A 21,831-nucleotide genomic window follows, 5' to 3' on the forward strand; every position below is an offset into this window, starting at 1 on the left:
AGCGACTTTGCATAAAACTTACCAGTTTATATTTAATTATAGAATAAAAAAATCTAAACTTAAAATATTTTTTTGTAAAGAGACCGGAAAGAGCTGTCATAAAATCGAAGCATTAGGCTTTATATTTGTAACAATGTTATGTTACAATATCTGTGAGGAGGTGTGACTGAGGTGGACAACGATCTGATTTCAAAAAAGGAACTTCTGGAGGAGACTGGCATTTCATATGGCCAATTGTACCGCTGGAAACGAAAAAACCTGATTCCTGAGGAATGGTTTATCCGCAAGTCAACCTACACCGGACAAGAAACTTTTTTTCCTCGCGAAAAGATCCTGACACGTGTCAATAAAATAAAAGACCTGAAAGATGAGCTTTCGCTCGATGAGATCGCTCTGATGTTTTCACCCCAGTTGACCGAAGTTGTTTTAACCAAAGCGGAAATTCAGGAACATCAAATCGTTTCGGATATGTCACTCGACTTGCACCAGTCGGTCAACGGGAAAACCGATGTGTTTTCACTGGAATCGCTTTTTTATCTCTTCATTTTGGATAAGTTTTTACAAAGCGGTGAAATGAGTCTGGATGAAGGAAAACATCTGTTTCATTTCTTAAAATCAAATTACAGCCGTTTTCAGGATAAAAATGCAGAGCTGTTTTTTATTCGCAGCATGGGAGCAGCAGCCTTTTTCCTGGCCAGCGAAACCAGGGACATTTGTTTTGAAGAACATGTCAAAGTTGTTTCACGAATTTTGCTTGTTGATGAATTGGAGAAGTTGAAAAGCAAAATTCAAAAAACACGAAAGGAAGACCAATATGACTGATTCGAAAAGCGACTTGTTAATTAATGGATATGGGAGCTTTTCCGGCGGAGAATACCAGGTGGTTCGGATTAATGGACTGGGGAAAGTAAAAGGAGACATTCATTGCGTGCAATTCACCACCAACGGGGACAGCCTGATTGAAGGAAATGTCCAATCGGAATCATTAAGGGTAACCGGTTCGTCCACGGTTGAAGGTAAGCTGAAAACCAGGGAAACGAAAGTCAATGGACAATTGACGACAGAGGCCCAAATGGATACAAAGGATATAAGTATCAATGGTTCGGCTGTCATTAAAGGAAAATTGAGCGCTGATCAGGCCGATATCCGCGGAGCGATAACCGTGGAAGAAGACCTGGAAGCGGAAGCGGTCAGCATTAAAGGGGTTTTCAACATCAAGGGGTTATTGAACGCCGGAAAGGTCCATATTGAATTGTTGGGCAATGCGAAAGCAAAGGAAATTGGCGGAGAAAAAATTGTTGTAAAGAAAAGCGGAATTGCTCTAAACAAACTGTTAAAGTCATTTTTTGCAGACAAATCCCTGTCTGTGGATGTGATTGAAGGCGATGAAATTGAACTGGAATATACCCGGGCCAAGATAGTTAGAGGCAAAAATGTAAAAATCGGTCCAGGGTGTAAAGTGGATCTGGTAGAATACCAGGATTCTTATGATGCAGACAGCGAAGCGGAAGTAAAAGAAGAAAAACAGGTCTGAGGGGAAGACCGCCCCAGACTGGCCGAGGGCGGTCGCGTTATTCTTTCCACTTGATATTGCAGCCCATGCTCGGTTTTTGCGTAACAGTAACCGGTTCATGATTCAATATTTGATTGAGTGCAGCGCGGATCGATTCACCTGTAACCGGAATATCATTTCCTGGACGTGAATCATCAAGTTGCCCGCGATACACACAAGCCAGATTTTCATCAAAAATATAAAAATCAGGCGTACATGCCGCATGATATGCTTTGGCAACTTCCTGGGTTTCATCAAACAAATACGGGAACGGATATTGAAGCTTCTCTGCAGTTTCTTTCATTTTTGGGAGCGAATCATCGGGATATTGCTCCACATCATTGGAGTTGATGGCTACAAAGGAGATGCCTTTAGGAATATAATCATTGGCCAGTTGCGTAAGTTGTTTTTGGACGTGTTTTACATAGGGGCAATGGTTGCAGATAAACATAATGACGGTTGCTGTGGGCGATTTTACTTCATCCAGGGAAACCTTCTTTTGAGATACAACATCAAACAGATGAAAATCAGGAGCTTTTGCTCCGAGAGGAAACATATTCGATTCTGTTAATGCCATATTATTACCTCCTAATCTCCCCCGTATTATAACATTGCAAGCCAAAGCTCCTCAATGATTTCAAATGAGAACAAAGCCTGCTTCAAAAAATCAAGACAGTTTTTTCCAAAAAAATTAATTACATTAAAAAATTAATAAAATATTTATATCAATTATGCTATAATATTAATATAGGCGATGCGAGTTTCGCAGAAGGGATGGAGTCATTTGCCATCTAAAAGAAAGAAGATACCTATTGAAGATGTACGGGTAATCGATGGGGATACACTTAAAATTAAAAATAATCGAAAGTTGGAGCGGATTCGCCTTTTATATATTGATACTCCTGAAGTGAATTCAACCAACTTGCTGGAGCATTTCAAAGCGCTCGAAGCCAAGAAATATATTTCAAGCCTTCTGCAAAGAGGCAGGGATTTAACCATTGAACAGGGAGTAATCAAACGCGATCATTATGGCAGAATCCTGGCTCATGTTTATATTGATGATATCCATTTACAACCATTGTTATTAAAAAGAGGTTTGGCCCGTTGTGTCATTCCACATCGCGCACGGAAATTCAAGTCAGAACAGAAGTATCTGGAAGAGTTCCTGCGTTTGGAAGCAATGGCCCGCAAGGAAAAACGCGGAATTTGGGAATATGAACATTTTAATGGTGAAATGATAAACCGTGTAAGGAATATTCATCATCAGTAATAACAGGGATGCTTTGTTTGTGGTCCCTGGTTTTGTGAATAGACAAAATATTCCGATATATATTATGATATATTATGCTGTGATTTGGCTTGCTGTGCAAAAGTAGGCTTCCTTCACAAGTCATAAGCTTGTTTCAGGGAAAAGGGAAAAAGGAAATTGAAAATGCTTACTAATTATTTTTTCGTACTTTTACCAGGTTATGCGTTCTGTTGTTGCAAAAGAGAAAAGAGACTATGGAGAATTAAAAACTCTCAGCGAGACTTCTTATGAATTGTATAAACAAAAGCTGCTTCCAGGAAAAGGAGCAGTCTTTTGTTGTTCTTTTCATTGATATAGTTGGGAATTTGTTCCTTGAGTTGGATTCTGATGTTGGGATAAATACTGTTGAATTTGTGGCTGATCTTCAGGGACTACCTGGTAGACAGCGCCAATTTTCCCGGTCATCGTTTGGTCCGCAGGTTCCAATGGATAGTACCCTTTTTTGACCATGTACTGCCACATATCATAAGCATGCGAACAACTCATCAAGAAGGCTGTTTCATGAAAGGAACGAAGTTTGGGATTTGCAGTTTCCATAGCAGTCCAGGCATATTCACGGCCAGCCCTTTTAAGTGTTAAAAGATAAGCGGTTGCCATTTCCCGGTCATTCAGATTGGTTACCACCGTACGCGGTTGTACGGCAGGGTATACACTGGCTGGAGATACAGTAAAGTCATCAAGTTCACCATTAATCTTTAAAATGGGAAGTTCTTCTTCTGCTCCTTGCGTTGCATTGAGAAATTCTACTTTCATGTTGTAGTCACGTACATGTAAAGGAAAATGTCTTTCCAAAATACTTTTAAAATCTGCATCCTGTACATTTTGGAGCATATAGGCCATATTGGTGATCGTGTTCAAACAACTCATAACCAGCTCATGCAAATCATGCAATTCATGTGCTGCCAATTTCATGAAAATCCCTCCCTCTACAGTCATGATTGCCAAACGATTAAAATTTTATACTTCAAAAGCAAAGAAATCCTTAAAGGTCTGGAAGTATAGCTGGGATTTATGGATGATCCAACTTCCCATCCATACAATAAATATCCATGATCAATCCATTGCTGAAAATAATATTAAATTGACAGCAAACAACATTACAACCGGTAATCTGTGAAAGAGTTGATTTCATATAAGTATCATATTCTATTTGTTTCATTTCGTTTAATGCAGGATCTATTCTTCTTCCGCGAATGGTAATTCGGGAAGAGGTTTCAGATTCGTCTTTTGAAATAATAAAAATATGGTTATGATAAATTAACACGTCAACATCCGTACATTTCTTTCCGAATAACCGGTATTGCCCTTCACGATAAGCGTTACTTATCCGTTCCTGGTATGTTTGGCGGTAATTAATTTGCATCTCCCGATCCCTTTCGTCACAAAAAATACAATTTTACAGCATAAGGAGCCTGTCGGTGACAGACTCCTCCAAAAAAGCAAACTCTAAAATTTGTTATTATTATATGCTTTTAATGCAAAATTAATACACGAATTCACTTTGCCTGCTTCAATCAAAGAATCTTAAACGGTCCATTCTACACTTTTCAACAGCCGGTGTTTCATTAACTGAATAATGAAATCATTGTAATAATCTTGCCGTACAATTACCTGGTATTTATGGTTTGTGTAGACATAAAAGAGTACATCCGTATAGACATCATTTTCATCAAAAAAATTGCGTACTTTTCTCAACTCGTTGACATAGGGGGTTTCCTTCAAAATTTGAATGTTAAACTCCACATCTTTATCATTCGGTTTTTCCTCGATTTTAATGATATCCGGGTCATAACGGTACGTCAGTTTCAGAAATATCCCCTCCTTAGATCAGGTAACGCAAGTATACATAGATGCTCGCCAATATGACGGAAAGCAGCATTAATGGAAAGCCGTATTTAAGAAATTGAATAAAGGTAATCGGATATCCTTCTTTTCCTGACATTCCGGCAACAATAACATTTGCGCTGGCCCCGATCAACGTGCCGTTTCCGCCCAGACAGGCTCCCAGCGCGAGGCTCCACCACAAAGGTTCCAGGTTGCTGATGCCCATATTTCCCATTTCCTGAATCATTGGAATCATGGTTGCGACAAACGGGATATTATCAACGAAGGCAGATGCAATGGCACTAAGCCACATGATCAGCATTGAGGTAATAACCAGATCTCCACCCGTCATCGCAATTGCCTGTTCGGCCAATTCTGAGATGACTCCTGTTTCAACAAGACCGGAGACAAGCATAAATAACCCGATAAAGAAGAAGATCGTCATCCATTCTACTTTTTGGAATGCTTCTTCCATCATTTTCTCCCCGGTGAGAAGGAGCAGGATAAATGCGCCGGCCAGTGCAACAGTAGCTGACTCCAAGTGAAGAAGTTGATGCATGAAAAAGCCAAGTATCGTCAGTCCCATGACAAACAAGGATTTGTTCAGCAGTTTGCGGTCCGTAATCAATTCTGTTTCATCCATCTGCATAATGCTCTGCTTCCGTTCTTCAGTCGTTTGAATCTGTTTGCGGAATAGAATGATAAAAATTGGCACAAATACAGCTGTGATTAAAATGGCAATTGGGGCCAAATTCAAGATAAACGCCATAAATGTCAGTTCCTTGACGGCGCTTCCGATCATGATATTGGGCGGATCACCAATCAGCGTTGCCGTTCCGCCTGTGTTGGAAGCAAGAATTTGGGCGATGAGAAAAGGAATGGGATTTACGCCAAGTTGGCGTGTAATGCTAAAGGTGACCGGCACCAAAAGAAGAACGGTTGTTACATTGTCCAGAAAGGCTGATCCAAATGCTGTGATGAGCGCCAGTACAATCAGAATGCGAACGGGATCTCCCTTTACTCTTTTGGCTGCTTTTACTGCAATATATTTAAACAGACCTGTTTCCGCTGTAATGTTAACAATAATCATCATGCCGACAAGCAGGCCAAGTGTATTGAAGTCAATATGGTGTATTGCTGTCTCCTGATCAACAATCCCGAGAACAATCATCAGTCCTCCGCCAATCATGGCGACGATGGTGCGATGAATCTTTTCTGCAATGATTAATCCATAAATAACCACGAAAATGCCAATTGCCAAAATTGCTTGTTGTTCCATAGTACCTCCCAAAAATTTGTGATTTTTTAGTTATATCCAGAGATCGCAAAGATAATCCGAATATTCCCTCCTTTCGTCAACTGTTGTTCATGGCTGGTTTGGAAAAAGATAAAAGGAGCCCGTTAGTGACAGACTCCTCCATAAATAACCATTTAAAATTGTATCCATCCAAAATTATAACGTTAACTACTTGATTATGTAAAGGTCTTTCATTTTGATGCCAGGGAATCGGATTACACTGCATGATCCTAAAATAAAAAAAGGATTGACATTGACGTAACCGTAAAGGTGTATGGTTATGGTGTCAGGAGGTGAATCGATGGAATATACCGTACAGAAACTGGCCCGGTTGGCAGGGGTCAGCGTCAGGACCCTCCGGTATTATGATGAAATCGGGATTCTGAAGCCGGCAAGAATCAATTCGTCAGGGTACCGGATATACGGGCGAGCTGAAGTTGACCGCCTGCAGCAAATCCTGTTTTACAAAGAACTGGGAGTCAGTCTGAACAAGATCAAGGAAATCGTTATTTCTCCCGCTTATGACGGGGCCAGGGCTCTTCGGGAACACCATGAACAACTCCTCGACAAGAGAAAACAGTTGGATGTACTGATTGCCAATGTGGAAAAAACGATTGCTTCTATGGAGGGAAAATTGATTATGACGGATAAAGAAAAGTTTGAAGGGTTCAAGAAACAGTTGATCGAGGAAAACGAGACAAAATACGGAAAAGAAATCCGTACCAAATACGGCGATGACGTCATAGACCGGTCCAATAAAAAGTTCCTTGATATGACGAAGGAAGAGTATGAGGAGTTTACGCGCCTGACTGATGAAGTCCTGGCGACGCTTTCCGAAGCATTTAAAACGGGTGATCCGGCGGGTGAACTCGCTCAGAAAACAGCGGAACTGCACAAAAAATGGCTTTTGTTTACTTGGAGTGACTACAGCAGGGAAGCGCATGCCGGGCTTGCCCAAATGTATGTGGAAGATGAACGGTTCAAGAATTATTACGAAAAAGAGCCGGGGATGACTGAGTTTTTGAGAGACGCTATCCATATTTATACAGGGTTTAGGAACAGTGATGGGCACGTTTGAGAATTTATTCAAAAAAAGGATTATTCGTTAAAGCATTAACAGGTCGATCAGCCGAAATTTGGATCTGGTTGTACGTTTAGTTTAAAATATGATAATCTTTATCTTGAAAAAAGGAGGATAGGGAATCCTTCCTCCTTTTTTAACTTTTTCACATTATTTACCAATTTATGAGGAAAAGTAAAAAGAGGTTGCATGTGGAGGTGTCTGCCATGAAAAAAATTGTACTCATTCGTCATGGTCAAAGTGTATGGAACCTGGAAAACAGGTTTACTGGCTGGACGGATGTAGATTTATCAGAAAAAGGAGTAGAAGAAGCAAGACAAGCGGGAAGAATTCTGAAGAAAAACGGATATATATTTGACATAGCTTTTACTTCCGTCCTTACGAGGGCAATACAAACTTTAGGGATTATTCTTCATGAAATGAATCTTTTATGGATTCCCGTTTATAAATCGTGGATGTTGAATGAAAGACATTATGGTGCTCTGCAAGGATTGAACAAGGCAGAAACGGCAGCAAAATACGGGGAAAAACAAGTCCATTTATGGAGAAGATCCGCAAGCGTAAGACCTCCGGCACTTGACAAGAATGATGAAAGATATGGAGCTTCTGATATGAGGTATAAAAGTTTAAAAGAAGGGGAATTTCCTCTTACAGAAAATCTTGAGGATACAGAAAAAAGGGTTGTTAAATATTGGCAAGAGGCAATTGTACCTGCCATAAAGGACGATAAAAGAGTGATTATTTCGGCTCATGGAAATTCAATAAGAGCGTTGGTGAAATATCTGGATAATATTTCTCCTGACAGGATCTCCAGCTTAAATATTCCTACCGGAATACCTCTTGTTTATGAACTTGATGATGATCTTGAACCAATAAGGCATTACTATCTGGAAAACGGTGATAACAAAGCCTCGAAAACCACAGACGGGGATTGAATGGAAATTAACTTTTTAGAAAGATATATATATAACTGTATTAACATGTAAATAGTCGGTTACATTGTGTCTGAAATGCATTTAAATGTGCCTTTTCCCTGAAGGTAGAAAACCAGCCTTTTTTGTTAAAAACAAAAAAAAGAACACCCGCCGGTTTTGTCAGCCGGTGTTCTTCTGTCATTAATAGGCAAAAACCTGTTTTCTCCGGTCATTTTGTATCAAGTCTTCATAGGTTTCCCGCTTAATCACAATACGAGATTTTCCGTTTTTGACAAAGACTACCGCAGGACGGGGCAGTCGGTTATAATTGCTGGCCATGGAATATCCGTAGGCACCGGTTGAAAAAAGGGCAAGCAGGTCTCCGCTGTTTACTTTAGGCAAATGAATATTTCGCACGAGGATATCACCAGATTCGCAGCATTTCCCGGCAATTGCCACCTCTTCATGCGGAGATTCACCGGCCCGGTTTGCCAACACGGCATGGTATTTTGCCTGGTAAAGGGCCGGACGGATATTGTCAGTCATTCCTCCGTCAACGGATACATATTTTCGGATTCCGGGAATGTCTTTGATCGCTCCGACCCGATAAAGGGTAATGGCTGCGTTTCCAACAAGGCTCCTTCCAGGTTCCACCCATATTTCCGGGAATTTCAATCCTCTTTTTTCCCACTCGCTTTTTACTTCTGATGTAATGGTTTGAATATAGTTTTCAATAGATGCCGGATGATCTTCTTCTGTATATTGAATTCCAAATCCGCCGCCTACGTTTAATACTTCGACTTCATAGCCTGTTTCTTCATGGACGTGATCCAGGTGTTTTCGAATCATTCGAATTGCCTGGACAAATCCATGGACGTCGAAAATTTGCGAACCAATGTGAAAGTGAACTCCTGATAAATGAAAGTAAGGTTTATTTAATGATTCTTTGATCGCGATCAGTGCATGGTTATTTTTTACGTTGAATCCAAATTTCGAGTCATCCTGGCCCGTCGTGATGTACTTATGGGTATGTGCTTCGATCCCGGGGGTCAGCCGCAGCAAAATTTTCACTTCCCGCTGGTACTCTCTGGCCAGATCATGCAGCAATTCAAGTTCAAAAAAATTATCTACCACAAAACAGCCGATTTCCGCATCCAGCGCCATCCGCAGTTCTTTTTCCGATTTATTGTTGCCGTGAAAATGAATGCGCTCAGCAGGGAAACCCGCTTTCAAAGCTGTATACAGTTCACCGCCAGAAACAACATCCAATGACAGGTTTTCCTCTTCAGCCAACTCAGCCATGGCTATACAACTGAATGCCTTGCTGGCATAGGCAACCTGAAAGGAACAACCGCTTTGCTGAAAAGCGAGGAGAAAGCGTCTTGCATTTTGGCGGATTTTCATCTCATCATAAACATATAACGGCGTTCCATACTGTCTTGCCAGTTCGACAGTATCACAATCTCCAATTTCCAAATGCCCTCGGTCATTTATTTTCATCTGGTGCAATGACATATAAAAAACCTCCTAATCAACTGGTGTTAGGAGACAGTGGCAAGGGAAAAAATTTATGGACGGCAATGATTTCATCTCACCATAACCAATTCTCCATAAAGATAGCGCACCACGTATCCCCTGGAAAAGGAATGACGTGACAGTTCCGTCCCTGTTCGGAGACGGCCCCAGCCTGCAGGTTCAGAGAAACATGCAGACTTCGGCGGCTTTTCCTTTCCCTCAGTGTCATTGGTGTCTCTGCACCTCGAATGAAGTACTCTTAAAAGTCGCGACCTCTACCTCATCACTAGTCAGCCAGCTATGATGAGGTTTTTCAACAATATGATCACTTTTTGATTTTAATTATGTTCCAGTATAATGAGATAGCTCATGATTTGCAAGATGGTGGTTAAAAATTTCCTGAAAAAAGTTATCGGTTTGGATGCGAAATGCATATTCTTAACAAAGTACAGGCTTCATCATGGTTTCGCCTGTTTGACGATGGCTTGCTCGTTTTTCTGGTTTGGGGCACAATGGGCTGGAAAAAGAAAAACAATGAACCGGCAGAAGTGTCAATATATTGGAAACCTTTGTTCCAAAAGTAAAAGGCCAGAGCTGTAGAGATGATGCCAAGATAAAGGATCCCCAGCCAGATTTCTCCGTCAACCGGCCACTTTGCATTTTTGGCCTGCCATTCCCACCATGACATGGGGAAAGTAAAGATTACACCGAAAAGGTTAGCCCATAAAGTAACGGTCAGCGATGAATATTTCAATGTTTGAACGCGGCTTAAAACAGTATACAGCGCCCATGTTACAGCTGCACCAAAAAGAATGATGTTGCCAATAAAAGGAGCGGAGCCAGGATCCGAGGGCAAGCCGATTACAATCATTACGCCCAGGGTCGCAATAACGAGAGAAAAAACCTTTTTCCTGTCTGGTTTTTCCCGCAAGAGTTTCCAGGCAAAAAGAGAAATCAGCGCGGGAGAAGCCGAAGTAATCAACGCTCCCAACGAAGCGCCGGACAGGTGGGTGCCTACAAATTGGAACCCGATAGAACCCGTATATCCAATAAGTCCGATCAAAGCCATTGCTTTTAAATCGCGAAAGGCAATTTTCCACTCATTTGCGTACCAGGCCCAAATTCCCAAAACAACCAGGCCGATGACAAAGCGCATCTCCAGCAAAACCCAGGGAGGAACTGTTTCCAAAACCACTTTGCTGACGACATACATTCCTCCCCAGATGGCGGCAGCGGCAATCAGGAAAACGGGACCAAGCCATTTGTTCATGATGTTTTTCCTCCTGCTCGAAATGTCTTTGGACACCTTTTGCATAAAGTCTGTATGATTAATGTGTGGGTTTATTTACTGACGGGTTCGGCAAATGTTGCGATTCCGGTGAGAATCATCAAGTCATAATAAATCGGCGGCTGAACCATTTGTGTCATAATGGGAGGTTTATAACAGATAAATCCGGGCTGGGCTTCGGAGTTTATTTATACGCATACACGGTGTACAATATAATGGAAACAAACAATCAATGTTTGGACTTGTCCACAAATCGGACTCTGGATAACTGTTGTTTTACTTGCCCGCGAATTCCATCAAGATAAATTTCATATAACCTTGCCTGTTCTTTTTGTTCTTCTCTGGTTAATCCGTCCGTTCTTTTTTTGCGAGCAAGCTGGTTGATTCGTTCAATTAGTTGTTTGTTGATCAACAGAATCACTCCTTCTTGTAATAATTTACTTAATCAAACGCAATCTGGCAAGATTTTTGAGAGGATGAGCAGAAAGGTCTCCTATGAAAAAAGCTGTTATTTACGCAAGGGTAAGCACTCGGAAAGAAGAACAAGAGACCAGTTTGGACAGGCAGGTGGAGCTGTTGGCAAACTGGGCAAAAGAACTGAGTTTTGATGTAACTCAGGTGATTACGGAACAACACAGCGGTTTTGATTTAAACCGCATCGGATTGTACCAGTTGTTTGATACGATCAAAAAAGAAAAAGTCCATGCGGTTATAATTCAGGATGATACCCGGCTTGGCCGGGGAGAAGCAAAGCTTGCCATCATTCACCAGCTGGCGCGGTCGGGCTGTCGTATTTATTCCAGACAGAATCAGGGCGAACTGGAGCTGGATGCCGGAGAATCGACGGTGCTTTCGATTATAGCGAAGGTAGAAGAATTGCAGCGCAAAATGATGAACCAGAAAATCAGCTGGGGGATGCAGCGCGCCATTCGCGAAAAGGGATATAACCCGGCCAAAAACTTGAAAAACCGAGGGCTTGGAGGAAGAGACAAAGTAGAGGTGCCTTTGGAGCAGATTATTGCCCTGAGAGAAAAGAAATTGACTTTTGAGGAAATCGCTGCAACACTGAAAGGATTTGGCTATCCCGTATCACGTGCAACAGTCCACCGGAGATATCAGGAGTGGAAAAACAAGCAAAAAATGGAGGAATAACTATGGCTGAAGGTAATTGGGACATTTACAAAAAGTTGATTCAAACTCCCGGGACCTCTGGTTTCGAACATGAAGTGCGGAAAGTGATGCGTTCATACATAACCCCATTGGCTGAAAACGTTGTCCAGGACCGGTTAGGCGGGATCTTCGGGGTAAAAAAAGGTGATTCCAATGGACCAAAAGTACTTGTTGCCGGACATATGGATGAAGTTGGATTCATGATTACAAAAATCACCAGGGAAGGCTTCCTGAAATTTCAAACCATTGGCAGCTGGTGGTCACAGGTGTTGCTATCGCAACGGATAGAGGTGGTTACTCGCTCCGGAAAGCGGATTCCCGGCGTAATCGGTTCAACCCCTCCTCATCTTCTGGACCCGGAACAGCGCAACAAACCGATGGATGTCTCAAAAATGTTTATCGATATTGGCGCGGACAGTGATGAAACTGTTAAAAGCTGGGACGTGCGACTTGGGGATTTTGCCGTTCCATACTGTGATTTTGTCGAGATGGAAGGCGGAAAACGTTTGCTGGGTAAAGCATGGGACAATCGGTTTGGCTGCGGCTTGGCGGTAGAACTTTTACAGTACTTTGAGAATGAGGAACACCCCAACATTTTGTATGCCGGAGCTACCGTTCAGGAGGAAGTGGGTTTGCGCGGAGCGGGCACAGCCGCAAATATGATTGAACCAGATGTCTTTTTTACAGCTGATGTCGGTCCGGCAGGCGATACCCCCGGGATCAAAGATGGTTTTGGGGAACTTGGCAAAGGGGTTTTAATCCGGATTTATGACCGGTCAATGATTCCGCTGCAGGCGATGAGAGATTTTTTGTTGGATACGGCTGAATCAATGCATATTCCTTATCAGTTTTTTGTATCGCAAGGAGGAACGGATGCCGGACGCGTCCACCAGACCGGGATCGGTGTCCCGTCAGCAGCAATCGGGATTTGCGGGAGGTATATCCATTCCAATGTAACTGTTGTGGATAAAGAGGACATTGAGGCAGCCAAAGAATTTGTGATTGCCTTGGTGAAAAAACTGGATCAGACCGCTTATGAAACCATTGTTTCTTAAATCAATCTAAAAAGCTCCTCCCGTGTAATTAACAAGGAGGAGCTTTTTCTCTGCCTGTTCACAGCATTGTGTAAATGGTTTTGATACAAAGGTTTTCGTCATATAATTTATGGAAGTACGATTTTCTTTCTGCAGGTTTACGATTTTTTCTGTTTTGACTTTAAAGGGGGCGCAAAATCTTGGTTATCAAACCAAAATCCTTGTACCATGGAGATGTGATTGGAATCATTTCTCCAGCCAGTCCGGTTAGTGAAGAAAAAATCGATAAGGCGATTGAAATTTTGTGCAGTCAGGGTTATCGTGTAAAATTGGGCAAGTCGGCACAAAGAGAATACGGGTATCTGGCAGGGGGTGATCAGGAAAGGGCCGCAGATCTTGAACATATGTTTCTCGCCTCTGAAGTGAAAGCGATTTTTTGTTTAAGAGGAGGATACGGGAGTTTACGCCTTTTGGACAAGATCGATTATGAGAAAATTCGTCAGTATCCAAAAATCTTCGTCGGTTACAGTGACATTACCGCTTTACACATAGCCATTCATCAAAGTACAGGTCTTGTTACTTTCCACGGACCGATGGCGGCGGAATTGGCAGACCGAGGCGATGATGAAAGTTGGCATACCTTGCAGGCCATATGCTCAGGCGACAGGCAGCCATGCTGTTTTCAGGGGAACGAGAGTTTTTATACGATTGTGCCCGGATCTGCAGAGGGGGAGCTGACAGGTGGCAACTTGAGTTTAATCTGTTCCACGTTAGGTACTCCCTTTGAAATAGATACCAAAGACAAAATATTGTTCATTGAAGAAGTAAATGAAGAAGTTTACCAAATTGACAGAATGCTAACACAGCTAAGGCTGGCTGGAAAGCTGAATGAAGCAAAAGGGATCATTCTGACGGATTTTCATCTTTCTCCCCGAACGAATAAACCCTCGCTTCCCCTGAAAGAAGTGATTCATGATTTGCTCTCCCCGCTGAAGATTCCCTGTTTTTATGGTTTAAGCGCCGGGCACTGTCTGCCTAATATCACTTTGCCGATTGGAGCCAGCGTTGAAATGGATGCCAGTCAGGGAGTGCTTCACATTGAGGAAAGTGTTGTATCGTAAGTTACAGGTCTGTCAGTTGGATGTTAAACAGTTTTTTAATAAGGACCGAAAGTTCTTGTTCACTCACTTCCCTTTTCTTTTTTTGAGACTGGGTCACGCAGACCAGCTTGCGGTCGATTAGGGAAATCCTTCCATCAGAAGTGACTTTGGATAAAAAATAAGATTTGTTAAATAAAGAGCGGGGAGACGTTTCAATCAAATGGCAGGGATGGATAAAGTCCTGCAGTGTTTTCTTTTCTTTGAGAAAGCGATATAAACAATGCCAGTCATGGGTTGGATCTTTCTTCTCCAGGTACAGCCAATTCCCATCCCTGGAAATTCGGTATTCTCCCGTGATGTCCCGCACCGGCTTTCCCGACAAGGGGACAGGTGTACGCGGTTCGTTTCCGCCAAAACCTATATCAACCAAATATTCTCCGCCGTCTGTTTCGACGATATTGGTCAAGTGCGTATCTTCCATTTCCCATTCCTCTGAAGGAAGGCGGACGGTTGCCGAAATCATTTTTATCTCATAACCCAATTCCTTTAACAGGTAATGAAACAATCCATTTAATTCAAAACAAACACCGCCGCGTCCCTGAACAACGATTTTCTGAAAAAGCGGTTCGGTTTGCAGCCGAATGGGGCGATGACAGATAATATCGAGATTTTCAAAATGAATAAACTTCAGGTGTTGCAGTATTAAATGAACCAGATTGGAAAGGTTCGGTTCAAGTGGAAGTGTAACATTGATTCGCTTGAGATAATGGTAAATATTCATCCTGATCCCCTTTGCTTTTTTTCAGTTAACCTTATTGTATCGAAAAAAGTGTTTTTATGTGATAATGAAGTTTAGTAGGCTATGAAGGAGGTATGTAAGTGCGCGATAATGCCAAATTTGAAGCTTTGGTAGTCGACAGGGAGCAAGACAATGTCTTTTATTCTTTTAAAAAACTGTCTCTTCAGGATTTGCCCGCTGAAGATGTCCTCATTCGTGTTCATTATTCCAGTCTTAATTACAAAGATGGTATGGCTGTTTTAAACCGGGGCAAGATCGTGCGCAAATACCCAATGATCCCCGGGATCGATTTGGTTGGAACTGTGGAAAAGTCAAAATCGCCCGCATATCAGCCAGGTGACCCGGTCATTTTAACGGGCTGGGAAACAGGAGAAACGCATTGGGGCGGATATGCCGAATATGCTTCAGCCAAGGCGGAATGGCTTGTTCCGCTTTCTAATGCACTTAGTATGAAACATGCGATGAGCATTGGTACGGCTGGCCTCACGGCGATGCTGGCTATCATGGCACTAAAAAAGCACGGGATCAATCGGGAAAAACCCATCCTGGTTACAGGGGCTTCCGGAGGCGTGGGAAGTTTGGCAGTGGCCATTCTGTCCCGGCTTGGATATCAGGTTGATGCTTCCACAGGCAGTGAAAGTGCCCATTCCTTTTTAAGATCCCTGGGTGCAACGGAGATTATCGACAGGCGGGAACTGGCGGAAAAACCGCGTCCGCTCCAATCGCAGCGCTGGGGTGGAGCTGTCGATGTCGTTGGTGGAAATACATTATCCAACACACTGGCCGGAGTCAGTTACTATGGGACAGTCGCTTCCTGCGGTTTGGCAGGTGACAATAAACTGAATGCAACGGTTTATCCCTTTATTTTGCGGGGAATCAAACTGGTCGGAATCGATTCCAATACTTGTCCGCCAGAGGTGCGTAAAGAAGCCTGGAATCGGCTGGCTGAAGTATTGTCTGCCGAGTTGCTGGATGAGCTTACTGAAGTGCATGGACTGAAAGATGTTCCCGCATTAAGTGAGAAAATCCTGCGTGGTGAAGTGCACGGACGAATCGTTATTGATATTCAACAGTAATTGCTGTTTTACTCTGTATAAACATCATCAATTCATTTTCAGATACGGTTTAATGTTTTTCTTACTTGATGATATGTAAGGCAGATAACAATCACAGAGTGGCGAAACCGGTATATAAAATGCCAGGATTATGAAGAGGTTTGTTACCATGCCTGTTTTATGTGCCATTTCCCATTTTGAAAGCGAACCGACCAGTTCAGGGAAGGAAGCAGGTCGAAGGCAATCCCGCAACTGTTGCTTTTTCAAAATTTGAATCATTTTGGTGCGGTTATGCCGGGGAATCGCTTGAACATGGTCAGTTTGCGAAAACACCGGGCCATGTCGGCGACTATTTTACCCCCATTCCGTTTTGAATGGGGGTATGTGTGTTTGAGGTAGCGACATCTTCGCTGGTACTACTCCATACTGCAGGGAATCGTTAGGCTCCCGACATTTTTAGCCGAGGTCAACCAGCAGGAACAAAATCGTTTTAAAAGTCCGGGACATAATGAGCAATAAACAAACAAGTCATCCACCCTGCGAAGTGCTACAGGACAGAAGCACCCTAGCCATGAAATCAGGTTAGGGTGTTTCTTATTGTTTATGGATTCTTCTTCATATCACAGTCATATACTTTTCTACGCCAACCAGATGGTCGGACATGTATTTACGGGGCTAATTGGGGGTTACGCTGGAAAATAGCGTTGTAAATTTGCTCATGTTCCCGATACAACTTTCCCGGCATTCCCGGAGTAAGATGCAACTGTTCCCGGCTTAACCGCAAAGTCTTTTTCATAGTATCAGAGATAGAATTCATTAAAAGTTGCAGGATTGAATTCCGGGTAGCGTGGGCTATGGAATAGTGAAAGTTTTGATCAGCAGTTTCTCCCAGACGGTTTTGGTCAAGATCACTGCGCATTTGTATCAGGGCGTGTTTAATTGCTTTCAGATCTTCTTGCGAAGCCCTTTCGGCCGCCAGGCCAGCAGCTTCCACTTCGAGAATTTTCCGGGCTTCCAACAACTCAAAGATAGTGTCCTTCTCCATAGACAAAATCAGAGCCATGGGACCAACAATGGAGTCCAAATTGGCTTGCCGGATAAACGTACCGTGCCCCGGCTTGACCTCAATTAACCCCATCAGTTCAAGGACGCTCAGTGCCTCACGCACGGAGGCCCTGCTCACTTTCAGACGTTCAGACAACTCCCGTTCTGATAACAGCTTATCACCCGACTGTAGTCCACTTTTTGAATTAGTTGGCGAATCTGTTCCACAACCTCTTCGTAGATTTTCCTGGTCTTAATGGGTTTCAGGTTCAAGCGTAGCTCACCTTCTATCAGTCAGCATTGTTAAAGGCCTGTTGCCCGTTTTGTTTACTGCGGTAAGCCTCCGCCAGAAGTTGGATCACATGAACTACGTCATTCCCCATTCCGGCATTTTCAACGCCGTCGGAAAGTTGCATTCTGCATGCCGGGCAACTGGTAGCCACCAGATCAACCTTTGTTGCGGCAATATCTTTAACTTTGCGTTTTAAGATTTTCTCCGACAACTCAGGAAAAATTAAGCTAAACGACCCGGCCATCCCGCAGCAACTTCCGGGATTTTTCATTTCTATCAGTTCAATTCCCGGGATGCTCTTAAGAACAGCCCGCGGTTCCTTGGTAATTTCCAGGCTTCTGGCTACATGGCAAGGATCGTGATACGTAACTTTCTTTGACACCGTACCCAGGTTATCCTTCCCAAAACCGGTTACATTGACCAGGAACTCAGATATTTGGTAGGTTCTGGCCGCCCATTTCTCGGCTTTCTCTTTGTAACCTGTGTCATCAAATTCCAGGAGTTCCTTGTAGTCGTGTTTCCAGGAGTCAGTACAAGTACCGCAGTCCAAAACAATGGCATCGGCCCCGGTTTTATCGAAGATGTCCAGATTCGACTTGGCCATGGCTGTAGCAGTCTCCACGTCACCGTTTACATAAACCGGAGTCCCGCAATAATGCTGCTCCTTGGGGATCATAACTTCTACATCATTGGCCTTAAGGACTTCCACCAGGACTCTGCCCATATCGGTGTAAATATAGTTATTCATGCAACCGACAAAGAAAGCAACTTTCATCCTTGGCTTGTTTACTTTGATGACTAGGCATCTGGTCTTTAAAGGGGACTTTAGCTAAAGGCAGTATAATTTTCTTCTGGTCAATGCCAACAGGAAAGCGGATCCGGCCACCTTTATCGTTCACCTTTTTAAAGGCCAGCCCCTGAAAACGGGAACCAACTTTTAATCCCAAGTCAAACAGGTTATTGTGCTTCAAAGCAGTAAAAGCGGTTTTTTGATCGGGGACAATCCTTTTTTGCGAACAGCTTCTGCGCGGGCTCCAAGGATAATCTTGTCGAAACGCACTCCGCAGGGACAGTTCTGTGTGCAAGCACCGTAAGTAGTACAGAGCAAGAGCCGATCAGCTAAACCTTCACTCATCCCGATCTGGCCTTCAAGCAGGGATTCTATCAGCTTGATCTTACCCCGGGCTGTTCCTACCTCTTTACGGTTCTCTTTATAAATCGGGCAAACGGCCTGTCAGTTGCCACATTTCATACATTTATTTATATCTCCTTGTACAGCTTCCAGGGAGTGGAAGATTGACAACTTAATCCCTCCCTACAATTTTACCTGGATTAAGACGGTACTTCGGATCTAAAGCTTCTTTGATGCGGCGCGGCACATCAACTCCAGCCTGGCCGAACTCCAAATCGAGGTATTTTGCTTTAGCCATTCCGATCCCGTGTTTCCCTGAAAGGGTGCCACCCAGCTTTACAGCCACATCAAAGATTTCATCAACTGCCTTTTCTACCCGTTAGGTCATAGATAAAATCAAAGTCAATACAGTCTTCAATCTTGCGGACCATCTGGTCCGCAGGGACTAAATCATCGAGTGCTATGATCTCCAGTTGGTTTCGACCGCTTGTTCCACGTTTAGATAACACCGCAAATCCCCCCCACTTTTCATTTTCTTTCTTATCTTGATTCGACAAAAAAAGCTTGTCGACCTGTTTGAAAACAGACTTTGTCGACAAGCTGAAATGTATCATATACATTCCAAGTCTTGTTTTATTGCAAATCCGATACGGGTTCGAGGTCTGCAAGAGCCTTTATCGTGAACCGTATCTCCGTGGACTTTCCTGTTCTTGTTCTCGCTATGCTGCAAAGCGTACCTCGGTTGGTTTGAGCAAACTGGTCTACCATAACCAGCCTGTAGGTTGAAAGTTATAAAATAACCGAAAAATGACAAGTTGACGATAAAACCTATAGATCATCCAAACGTATCAGATACGGGGTGGGGGTCATCAACATTACCGGATGAAAACATCCATTAGGAAACCTTCCTTCGGAATGTTTTTCATCAAATTCGACAGATTTTGGATGCAAGGATTAGCAGAATTTGTTGGAAATTAGATTAAAAGTAAAAAACAAGCAATCCCTGTCATGTGAATGGTTGAGATTGCCTGTTAAACGTTCTTATCTGACTTTTGTTTTCACTGGGCTTACCTATGCTTTTGTTTTTTACTTGTTTCTTTTTGCAAACTCTATTATTCTGTCCTCAATTTGATCTCTTACCCTGCAGAACACTTCCCATATTTCTTCTTCGGTTCCGTGTGCTTTGGCCGGATCTTCAAATCCCCAATGGTCACGATGGACATGAGGGGGTGTTATCGGGCATTTATCATTGGCGTCACCGCAGAGAGTAATCACATAGTCTGCTTTGTTCAGCAACTGCGGATCTATAAGATCAGATGTTTGTTTGGATATATCGATGCCCTTTTCGGCCATGACTTTCACTGCTTTGGGATTTAAACCGTGTGCTTCGATCCCGGCGCTGTATACTTTAAAAGTATCGCTTAAATACTTTTTTCCAAATCCCTCTGCCATTTGGCTGCGGCAGGAGTTGCCTGTGCAGAGAAAGCAAATGAATTTTTTATCTGACATGATTTTCTCCTTCCGGGAAATTATTGTCTGACTGCATTTGTTTCTTATGCAAAATACTTGCGCTGGAACCAGTATGCCACATTTACCAGGCCAATCATGACAGGAACTTCAACAAGCGGGCCGATTACCGCAGCAAAGGCAGCTCCGGAATTAATGCCAAAAATACCGATAGCGACCGCAATCGCCAGTTCAAAGTTGTTGCTGGCGGCGGTAAAGGACAGGGAAACGGTTTTTGAATAATTGGCTCCCATTTTCTTACCCATATAAAATGAAACAAGGAACATTACGACAAAGTAGATGAGAAGCGGAACAGCGATCCGAAGTACATCCAACGGCAACTGCAAAACCAGTTCGCCTTTTAAAGAAAACATGACGATAATCGTAAATAAGAGCGCAATCAAGGTTAATGGGCTGATGACAGGAATAAATTTGTCTTCATACCATTGGCGACCTTTCGATTTAACCAGCGTAAAGCGGGTAATCATTCCGGCAAAAAAAGGAATGCCAAGGTAAATCAGAACACTTTCGGCAATCTGTCCTATCGTGATATTTACAACAGCGCTTTCCAGCCCCAGCCAGCCGGGCATAATGGTGATGAATACATATGAGTAAAGAGAATAGAAGAGAATTTGGAAAATCGAGTTGAATGCAACCAGACCTGCAGCATATTCTCTGTTGCCATTCGCCAAATCATTCCAAACAATCACCATTGCTATACATCTGGCCAGACCGATCAGAATGAGTCCGATCATGTATTGCGGTTTATCCTGTAAAAACAGGATAGCCAGCAGGGACATCAGAACAGGTCCAATGATCCAGTTTAAAACGAGTGACAAACTCAGGATTCTTACGTTGCGAAACACTTGCCCCAGTTCCTCGTACCGAACTTTGGCCAGGGGTGGATACATCATCAGAATCAATCCAATGGCAATCGGGATGGATGTTGTTCCCGCCTGAAAGCTGGACAATACCTTAACCATGCCAGGAAAAAGATAACCGGAGCCAATTCCAATAGCCATGGCGAGAAAAATCCATAATGTCAAATACCGATCCAAAAGTGAGAGCTTTTTCATCACACCGCTCATCGTGTCACAACCTTTCTTGTCCAAAAGACTTACGAATTGCAGGAAATTCCGGAATCACATATGTTCAGCTTTTCAATCTCTTCTGAGGAATCCGGTAAAGAGTCAACAATCTTTTCAAAGAAGGGGTATATAGAACCGTCCAATGAATAGAAAACCCACTGACCGCTCCGGCGTTCCTTGACCAGCTTTGCATTTTTCAGTTTTCGCATATGCCGGGAAACAGCAGGCTGCGTTATGTTGAGAATTTGAACCAGTTCACACACACATCGTTCTCCTTCTTTGAGGAATGACAAAATTTGCAAGCGGGTTTGATCTCCCAAGGCTTTGTAACATTCTGTCAATTGTTCAAAATCCGGCATATTCATCACCTCATTTGTATATAAGCATATGCTTATATCATTGTTATCATAAAACATTATAAAAAACAAGTTTAGAGTGATAACCTCTAATGCAAAGGAAAGGTTGACCGTTATAAACTATTCACAAATCAAAACTATAGATCAGGTTTCAGAGATCATCAAAAAAGTGTGGAAGTTGGCGAAAATACGAAAGTCGCTCTTGAAGAATCCGGAAGAGAAGCGGAACTTGTTAAAGTAACTGATGTGGAAAAGATTGTGTCATATGGAATTATGTTTACACCCGGCTTGGTAATCGACGAGAAGGTTGTTTCTTATGGAAAGGTTTTAAAACCAAAAGAGATAGTTAAGATACTCAAAGATGCCCGGTGATCAGGATGTTTATTTTTTGTATTGGACCATATAAACCATTGAGTCACTTTTCAAGGTTGTTCGATGGTTTATTTATCGTCAATTATTATTCAATAATAACCAT

Annotated in this window: 29 protein-coding genes, 1 pseudogene and 1 riboswitch; of the genes and pseudogenes, 11 read left to right on the top strand and 19 right to left on the bottom strand. The window is 42.8% G+C overall.

What is annotated here, in order from left to right; genetic code table 11:
- The first annotated feature begins 162 nt into the window (after positions 1–162).
- Together H2C83_RS15440 and H2C83_RS15445 are read left to right on the top strand one after the other, a co-directional pair.
- The gene (locus tag H2C83_RS15440) at positions 163–822 is read left to right on the top strand and encodes a YhbD family protein (RefSeq protein WP_446697288.1); all 660 of its coding nucleotides are present in this window, start codon (positions 163–165) and stop codon (positions 820–822) included.
- Positions 815–1,534, top strand: a complete 720-nt coding sequence (locus H2C83_RS15445) for a polymer-forming cytoskeletal protein (RefSeq protein ID WP_181742078.1) — start codon at positions 815–817, stop codon at positions 1,532–1,534. The genes H2C83_RS15440 and H2C83_RS15445 overlap by 8 nt, the downstream gene beginning before the upstream one ends.
- Positions 1,535–1,571: 37 nt before the next feature.
- On the opposite strand, the gene H2C83_RS15450 is transcribed toward H2C83_RS15445, so the two are convergent.
- Complete coding sequence (locus tag H2C83_RS15450; RefSeq protein WP_181742079.1) at positions 1,572–2,129, bottom strand: thioredoxin family protein; 558 nt, start codon at positions 2,127–2,129, stop codon at positions 1,572–1,574.
- 207 nt (positions 2,130–2,336) lie between these two features.
- Between H2C83_RS15450 and H2C83_RS15455 the strand changes: the two genes are divergently transcribed.
- Entirely contained in the window at positions 2,337–2,822 is a 486-nt protein-coding gene (locus H2C83_RS15455) for a thermonuclease family protein (protein WP_181742080.1), read from the top strand.
- A gap of 324 nt (positions 2,823–3,146) precedes the next feature.
- On the opposite strand, the gene H2C83_RS15460 is transcribed toward H2C83_RS15455, so the two are convergent.
- From H2C83_RS15460 to H2C83_RS15475, 4 genes are all read right to left on the bottom strand, one after another.
- Positions 3,147–3,773, bottom strand: a complete 627-nt coding sequence (locus tag H2C83_RS15460; protein WP_181742081.1) for a spore coat protein — start codon at positions 3,771–3,773, stop codon at positions 3,147–3,149.
- A gap of 97 nt (positions 3,774–3,870) precedes the next feature.
- Complete coding sequence (locus tag H2C83_RS15465; protein ID WP_181742082.1) at positions 3,871–4,224, bottom strand: hypothetical protein; 354 nt, start codon at positions 4,222–4,224, stop codon at positions 3,871–3,873.
- A gap of 161 nt (positions 4,225–4,385) precedes the next feature.
- Entirely contained in the window at positions 4,386–4,604 is a 219-nt protein-coding gene (locus H2C83_RS15470; RefSeq protein WP_181742083.1) for a hypothetical protein, read from the bottom strand.
- A gap of 79 nt (positions 4,605–4,683) precedes the next feature.
- A complete protein-coding gene (locus H2C83_RS15475) occupies positions 4,684–5,964 on the bottom strand; it encodes an ArsB/NhaD family transporter (protein ID WP_181742084.1) in 1,281 nt (426 codons plus the stop codon).
- A 319-nt stretch (positions 5,965–6,283) separates the two neighbouring features.
- Between H2C83_RS15475 and H2C83_RS15480 the strand changes: the two genes are divergently transcribed.
- Positions 6,284–7,060 (top strand): MerR family transcriptional regulator, encoded by a 777-nt coding sequence (locus H2C83_RS15480; protein ID WP_181742085.1) that lies wholly within the window; start codon positions 6,284–6,286, stop codon positions 7,058–7,060.
- 209 nt (positions 7,061–7,269) lie between these two features.
- Positions 7,270–7,998 (top strand): 2,3-diphosphoglycerate-dependent phosphoglycerate mutase, encoded by a 729-nt coding sequence (gpmA, locus tag H2C83_RS15485; protein WP_181742086.1) that lies wholly within the window; start codon positions 7,270–7,272, stop codon positions 7,996–7,998.
- Positions 7,999–8,178: 180 nt separating this feature from the next.
- Here gpmA and lysA read toward each other — a convergent pair whose 3' ends face one another.
- The 3 genes from lysA to H2C83_RS15500 form a co-directional block, all read right to left on the bottom strand.
- Positions 8,179–9,492: a diaminopimelate decarboxylase gene (lysA, locus tag H2C83_RS15490; protein ID WP_181742087.1), complete on the bottom strand. Its 1,314-nt coding sequence runs from the start codon at positions 9,490–9,492 to the stop codon at positions 8,179–8,181.
- Between the two features lie 94 nt (positions 9,493–9,586).
- A riboswitch (Lysine riboswitch) is annotated at positions 9,587–9,778 on the bottom strand.
- A 123-nt stretch (positions 9,779–9,901) separates the two neighbouring features.
- The gene (locus tag H2C83_RS15495) at positions 9,902–10,762 is read right to left on the bottom strand and encodes a DMT family transporter (protein ID WP_181742088.1); all 861 of its coding nucleotides are present in this window, start codon (positions 10,760–10,762) and stop codon (positions 9,902–9,904) included.
- A gap of 247 nt (positions 10,763–11,009) precedes the next feature.
- The gene (locus H2C83_RS15500; protein WP_181742089.1) at positions 11,010–11,192 is read right to left on the bottom strand and encodes a DUF896 domain-containing protein; all 183 of its coding nucleotides are present in this window, start codon (positions 11,190–11,192) and stop codon (positions 11,010–11,012) included.
- Between the two features lie 83 nt (positions 11,193–11,275).
- On the opposite strand from H2C83_RS15500, the gene H2C83_RS15505 reads away from it, so the two are divergent.
- The 3 genes from H2C83_RS15505 (at position 11,276) to H2C83_RS15515 (ending at position 14,105) form a co-directional block, all read left to right on the top strand.
- Complete coding sequence (locus H2C83_RS15505) at positions 11,276–11,932, top strand: YneB family resolvase-like protein (RefSeq protein WP_181742090.1); 657 nt, start codon at positions 11,276–11,278, stop codon at positions 11,930–11,932.
- Positions 11,933–11,934: 2 nt separating this feature from the next.
- Entirely contained in the window at positions 11,935–13,005 is a 1,071-nt protein-coding gene (locus H2C83_RS15510) for a M42 family metallopeptidase (protein WP_181742091.1), read from the top strand.
- 179 nt (positions 13,006–13,184) lie between these two features.
- Positions 13,185–14,105: a S66 peptidase family protein gene (locus H2C83_RS15515; protein WP_181742092.1), complete on the top strand. Its 921-nt coding sequence runs from the start codon at positions 13,185–13,187 to the stop codon at positions 14,103–14,105.
- A 1-nt stretch (position 14,106) separates the two neighbouring features.
- Here H2C83_RS15515 and H2C83_RS15520 read toward each other — a convergent pair whose 3' ends face one another.
- Positions 14,107–14,865: an arylamine N-acetyltransferase family protein gene (locus H2C83_RS15520; RefSeq protein ID WP_181742093.1), complete on the bottom strand. Its 759-nt coding sequence runs from the start codon at positions 14,863–14,865 to the stop codon at positions 14,107–14,109.
- A 98-nt stretch (positions 14,866–14,963) separates the two neighbouring features.
- Here H2C83_RS15520 and H2C83_RS15525 point away from each other — a divergent pair, with 98 nt between their 5' ends.
- The gene (locus H2C83_RS15525; RefSeq protein WP_181742094.1) at positions 14,964–15,959 is read left to right on the top strand and encodes an MDR family oxidoreductase; all 996 of its coding nucleotides are present in this window, start codon (positions 14,964–14,966) and stop codon (positions 15,957–15,959) included.
- Positions 15,960–16,099: 140 nt separating this feature from the next.
- Positions 16,100–16,312: a hypothetical protein gene (locus tag H2C83_RS15530; protein ID WP_181742095.1), complete on the top strand. Its 213-nt coding sequence runs from the start codon at positions 16,100–16,102 to the stop codon at positions 16,310–16,312.
- A gap of 293 nt (positions 16,313–16,605) precedes the next feature.
- Here H2C83_RS15530 and H2C83_RS15535 read toward each other — a convergent pair whose 3' ends face one another.
- The 10 genes and pseudogenes from H2C83_RS15535 to H2C83_RS15565 all read right to left on the bottom strand — a co-directional run bounded on the left by H2C83_RS15535 (position 16,606) and on the right by H2C83_RS15565 (position 21,359).
- Positions 16,606–17,001, bottom strand: a complete 396-nt coding sequence (locus H2C83_RS15535) for a FadR/GntR family transcriptional regulator (protein WP_312853940.1) — start codon at positions 16,999–17,001, stop codon at positions 16,606–16,608.
- Between the two features lie 45 nt (positions 17,002–17,046).
- Positions 17,047–17,163, bottom strand: a pseudogene (locus H2C83_RS18255) (GntR family transcriptional regulator); the annotation flags it as partial.
- Positions 17,164–17,272: 109 nt separating this feature from the next.
- Positions 17,273–18,022 (bottom strand): (Fe-S)-binding protein, encoded by a 750-nt coding sequence (locus H2C83_RS17480; RefSeq protein ID WP_220184217.1) that lies wholly within the window; start codon positions 18,020–18,022, stop codon positions 17,273–17,275.
- A complete protein-coding gene (locus H2C83_RS17485) occupies positions 18,015–18,245 on the bottom strand; it encodes a hypothetical protein (RefSeq protein WP_220184218.1) in 231 nt (76 codons plus the stop codon). The genes H2C83_RS17480 and H2C83_RS17485 overlap by 8 nt, the downstream gene beginning before the upstream one ends.
- Entirely contained in the window at positions 18,242–18,493 is a 252-nt protein-coding gene (locus tag H2C83_RS17490; RefSeq protein ID WP_312853941.1) for a hypothetical protein, read from the bottom strand. The genes H2C83_RS17485 and H2C83_RS17490 overlap by 4 nt, the downstream gene beginning before the upstream one ends.
- A gap of 85 nt (positions 18,494–18,578) precedes the next feature.
- A complete protein-coding gene (locus tag H2C83_RS15545; protein ID WP_312853939.1) occupies positions 18,579–18,752 on the bottom strand; it encodes an FAD-linked oxidase C-terminal domain-containing protein in 174 nt (57 codons plus the stop codon).
- A 13-nt stretch (positions 18,753–18,765) separates the two neighbouring features.
- Entirely contained in the window at positions 18,766–18,915 is a 150-nt protein-coding gene (locus H2C83_RS15550) for a hypothetical protein (RefSeq protein ID WP_181742112.1), read from the bottom strand.
- A gap of 577 nt (positions 18,916–19,492) precedes the next feature.
- On the bottom strand, positions 19,493–19,915 hold the full coding sequence (arsC, locus tag H2C83_RS15555; RefSeq protein WP_181742096.1) for an arsenate reductase (thioredoxin): 423 nt from the start codon (positions 19,913–19,915) through the stop codon (positions 19,493–19,495).
- Between the two features lie 44 nt (positions 19,916–19,959).
- Entirely contained in the window at positions 19,960–20,988 is a 1,029-nt protein-coding gene (arsB, locus tag H2C83_RS15560) for an ACR3 family arsenite efflux transporter (protein WP_181742110.1), read from the bottom strand.
- 41 nt (positions 20,989–21,029) lie between these two features.
- Entirely contained in the window at positions 21,030–21,359 is a 330-nt protein-coding gene (locus H2C83_RS15565) for an ArsR/SmtB family transcription factor (protein WP_246333964.1), read from the bottom strand.
- Between the two features lie 168 nt (positions 21,360–21,527).
- On the opposite strand from H2C83_RS15565, the gene H2C83_RS15570 reads away from it, so the two are divergent.
- Positions 21,528–21,728 carry a thioredoxin family protein gene (locus tag H2C83_RS15570; RefSeq protein WP_181742097.1) on the top strand — a complete coding sequence of 67 codons (201 nt, stop codon included), beginning with the start codon at positions 21,528–21,530 and terminating at the stop codon, positions 21,726–21,728.
- Positions 21,729–21,831: the final 103 nt, after the last annotated feature.

The sequence above is a fragment of the Thermoactinomyces mirandus genome (genome assembly GCF_013868055.1).
GTDB lineage: Bacteria > Bacillota > Bacilli > Thermoactinomycetales > Thermoactinomycetaceae > Thermoactinomyces > Thermoactinomyces mirandus.

What these genes read in the sequence shown, in the direction of transcription:
- arsC (WP_181742096.1), bottom strand. Translation starts at nt 19,915, where the DNA reads ATGTCAGATAAAAAATTCATTTGCTTTCTCTGCACAGGCAACTCCTGC.
- H2C83_RS15465 (WP_181742082.1), bottom strand. Translation starts at nt 4,224, where the DNA reads ATGCAAATTAATTACCGCCAAACATACCAGGAACGGATAAGTAACGCT.
- H2C83_RS15480 (WP_181742085.1), top strand. Translation starts at nt 6,284, where the DNA reads ATGGAATATACCGTACAGAAACTGGCCCGGTTGGCAGGGGTCAGCGTC.
- H2C83_RS15565 (WP_246333964.1), bottom strand. Translation starts at nt 21,359, where the DNA reads ATGCCGGATTTTGAACAATTGACAGAATGTTACAAAGCCTTGGGAGAT.
- H2C83_RS15535 (WP_312853940.1), bottom strand. Translation starts at nt 17,001, where the DNA reads ATGGCTCTGATTTTGTCTATGGAGAAGGACACTATCTTTGAGTTGTTG.
- H2C83_RS15460 (WP_181742081.1), bottom strand. Translation starts at nt 3,773, where the DNA reads ATGAAATTGGCAGCACATGAATTGCATGATTTGCATGAGCTGGTTATG.
- H2C83_RS15495 (WP_181742088.1), bottom strand. Translation starts at nt 10,762, where the DNA reads ATGAACAAATGGCTTGGTCCCGTTTTCCTGATTGCCGCTGCCGCCATC.
- H2C83_RS15475 (WP_181742084.1), bottom strand. Translation starts at nt 5,964, where the DNA reads ATGGAACAACAAGCAATTTTGGCAATTGGCATTTTCGTGGTTATTTAT.
- H2C83_RS15510 (WP_181742091.1), top strand. Translation starts at nt 11,935, where the DNA reads ATGGCTGAAGGTAATTGGGACATTTACAAAAAGTTGATTCAAACTCCC.
- H2C83_RS17480 (WP_220184217.1), bottom strand. Translation starts at nt 18,022, where the DNA reads ATGAATAACTATATTTACACCGATATGGGCAGAGTCCTGGTGGAAGTC.
- H2C83_RS15450 (WP_181742079.1), bottom strand. Translation starts at nt 2,129, where the DNA reads ATGGCATTAACAGAATCGAATATGTTTCCTCTCGGAGCAAAAGCTCCT.
- H2C83_RS15445 (WP_181742078.1), top strand. Translation starts at nt 815, where the DNA reads ATGACTGATTCGAAAAGCGACTTGTTAATTAATGGATATGGGAGCTTT.
- gpmA (WP_181742086.1), top strand. Translation starts at nt 7,270, where the DNA reads ATGAAAAAAATTGTACTCATTCGTCATGGTCAAAGTGTATGGAACCTG.
- arsB (WP_181742110.1), bottom strand. Translation starts at nt 20,988, where the DNA reads ATGAAAAAGCTCTCACTTTTGGATCGGTATTTGACATTATGGATTTTT.
- lysA (WP_181742087.1), bottom strand. Translation starts at nt 9,492, where the DNA reads ATGTCATTGCACCAGATGAAAATAAATGACCGAGGGCATTTGGAAATT.
- H2C83_RS15520 (WP_181742093.1), bottom strand. Translation starts at nt 14,865, where the DNA reads ATGAATATTTACCATTATCTCAAGCGAATCAATGTTACACTTCCACTT.
- H2C83_RS15505 (WP_181742090.1), top strand. Translation starts at nt 11,276, where the DNA reads ATGAAAAAAGCTGTTATTTACGCAAGGGTAAGCACTCGGAAAGAAGAA.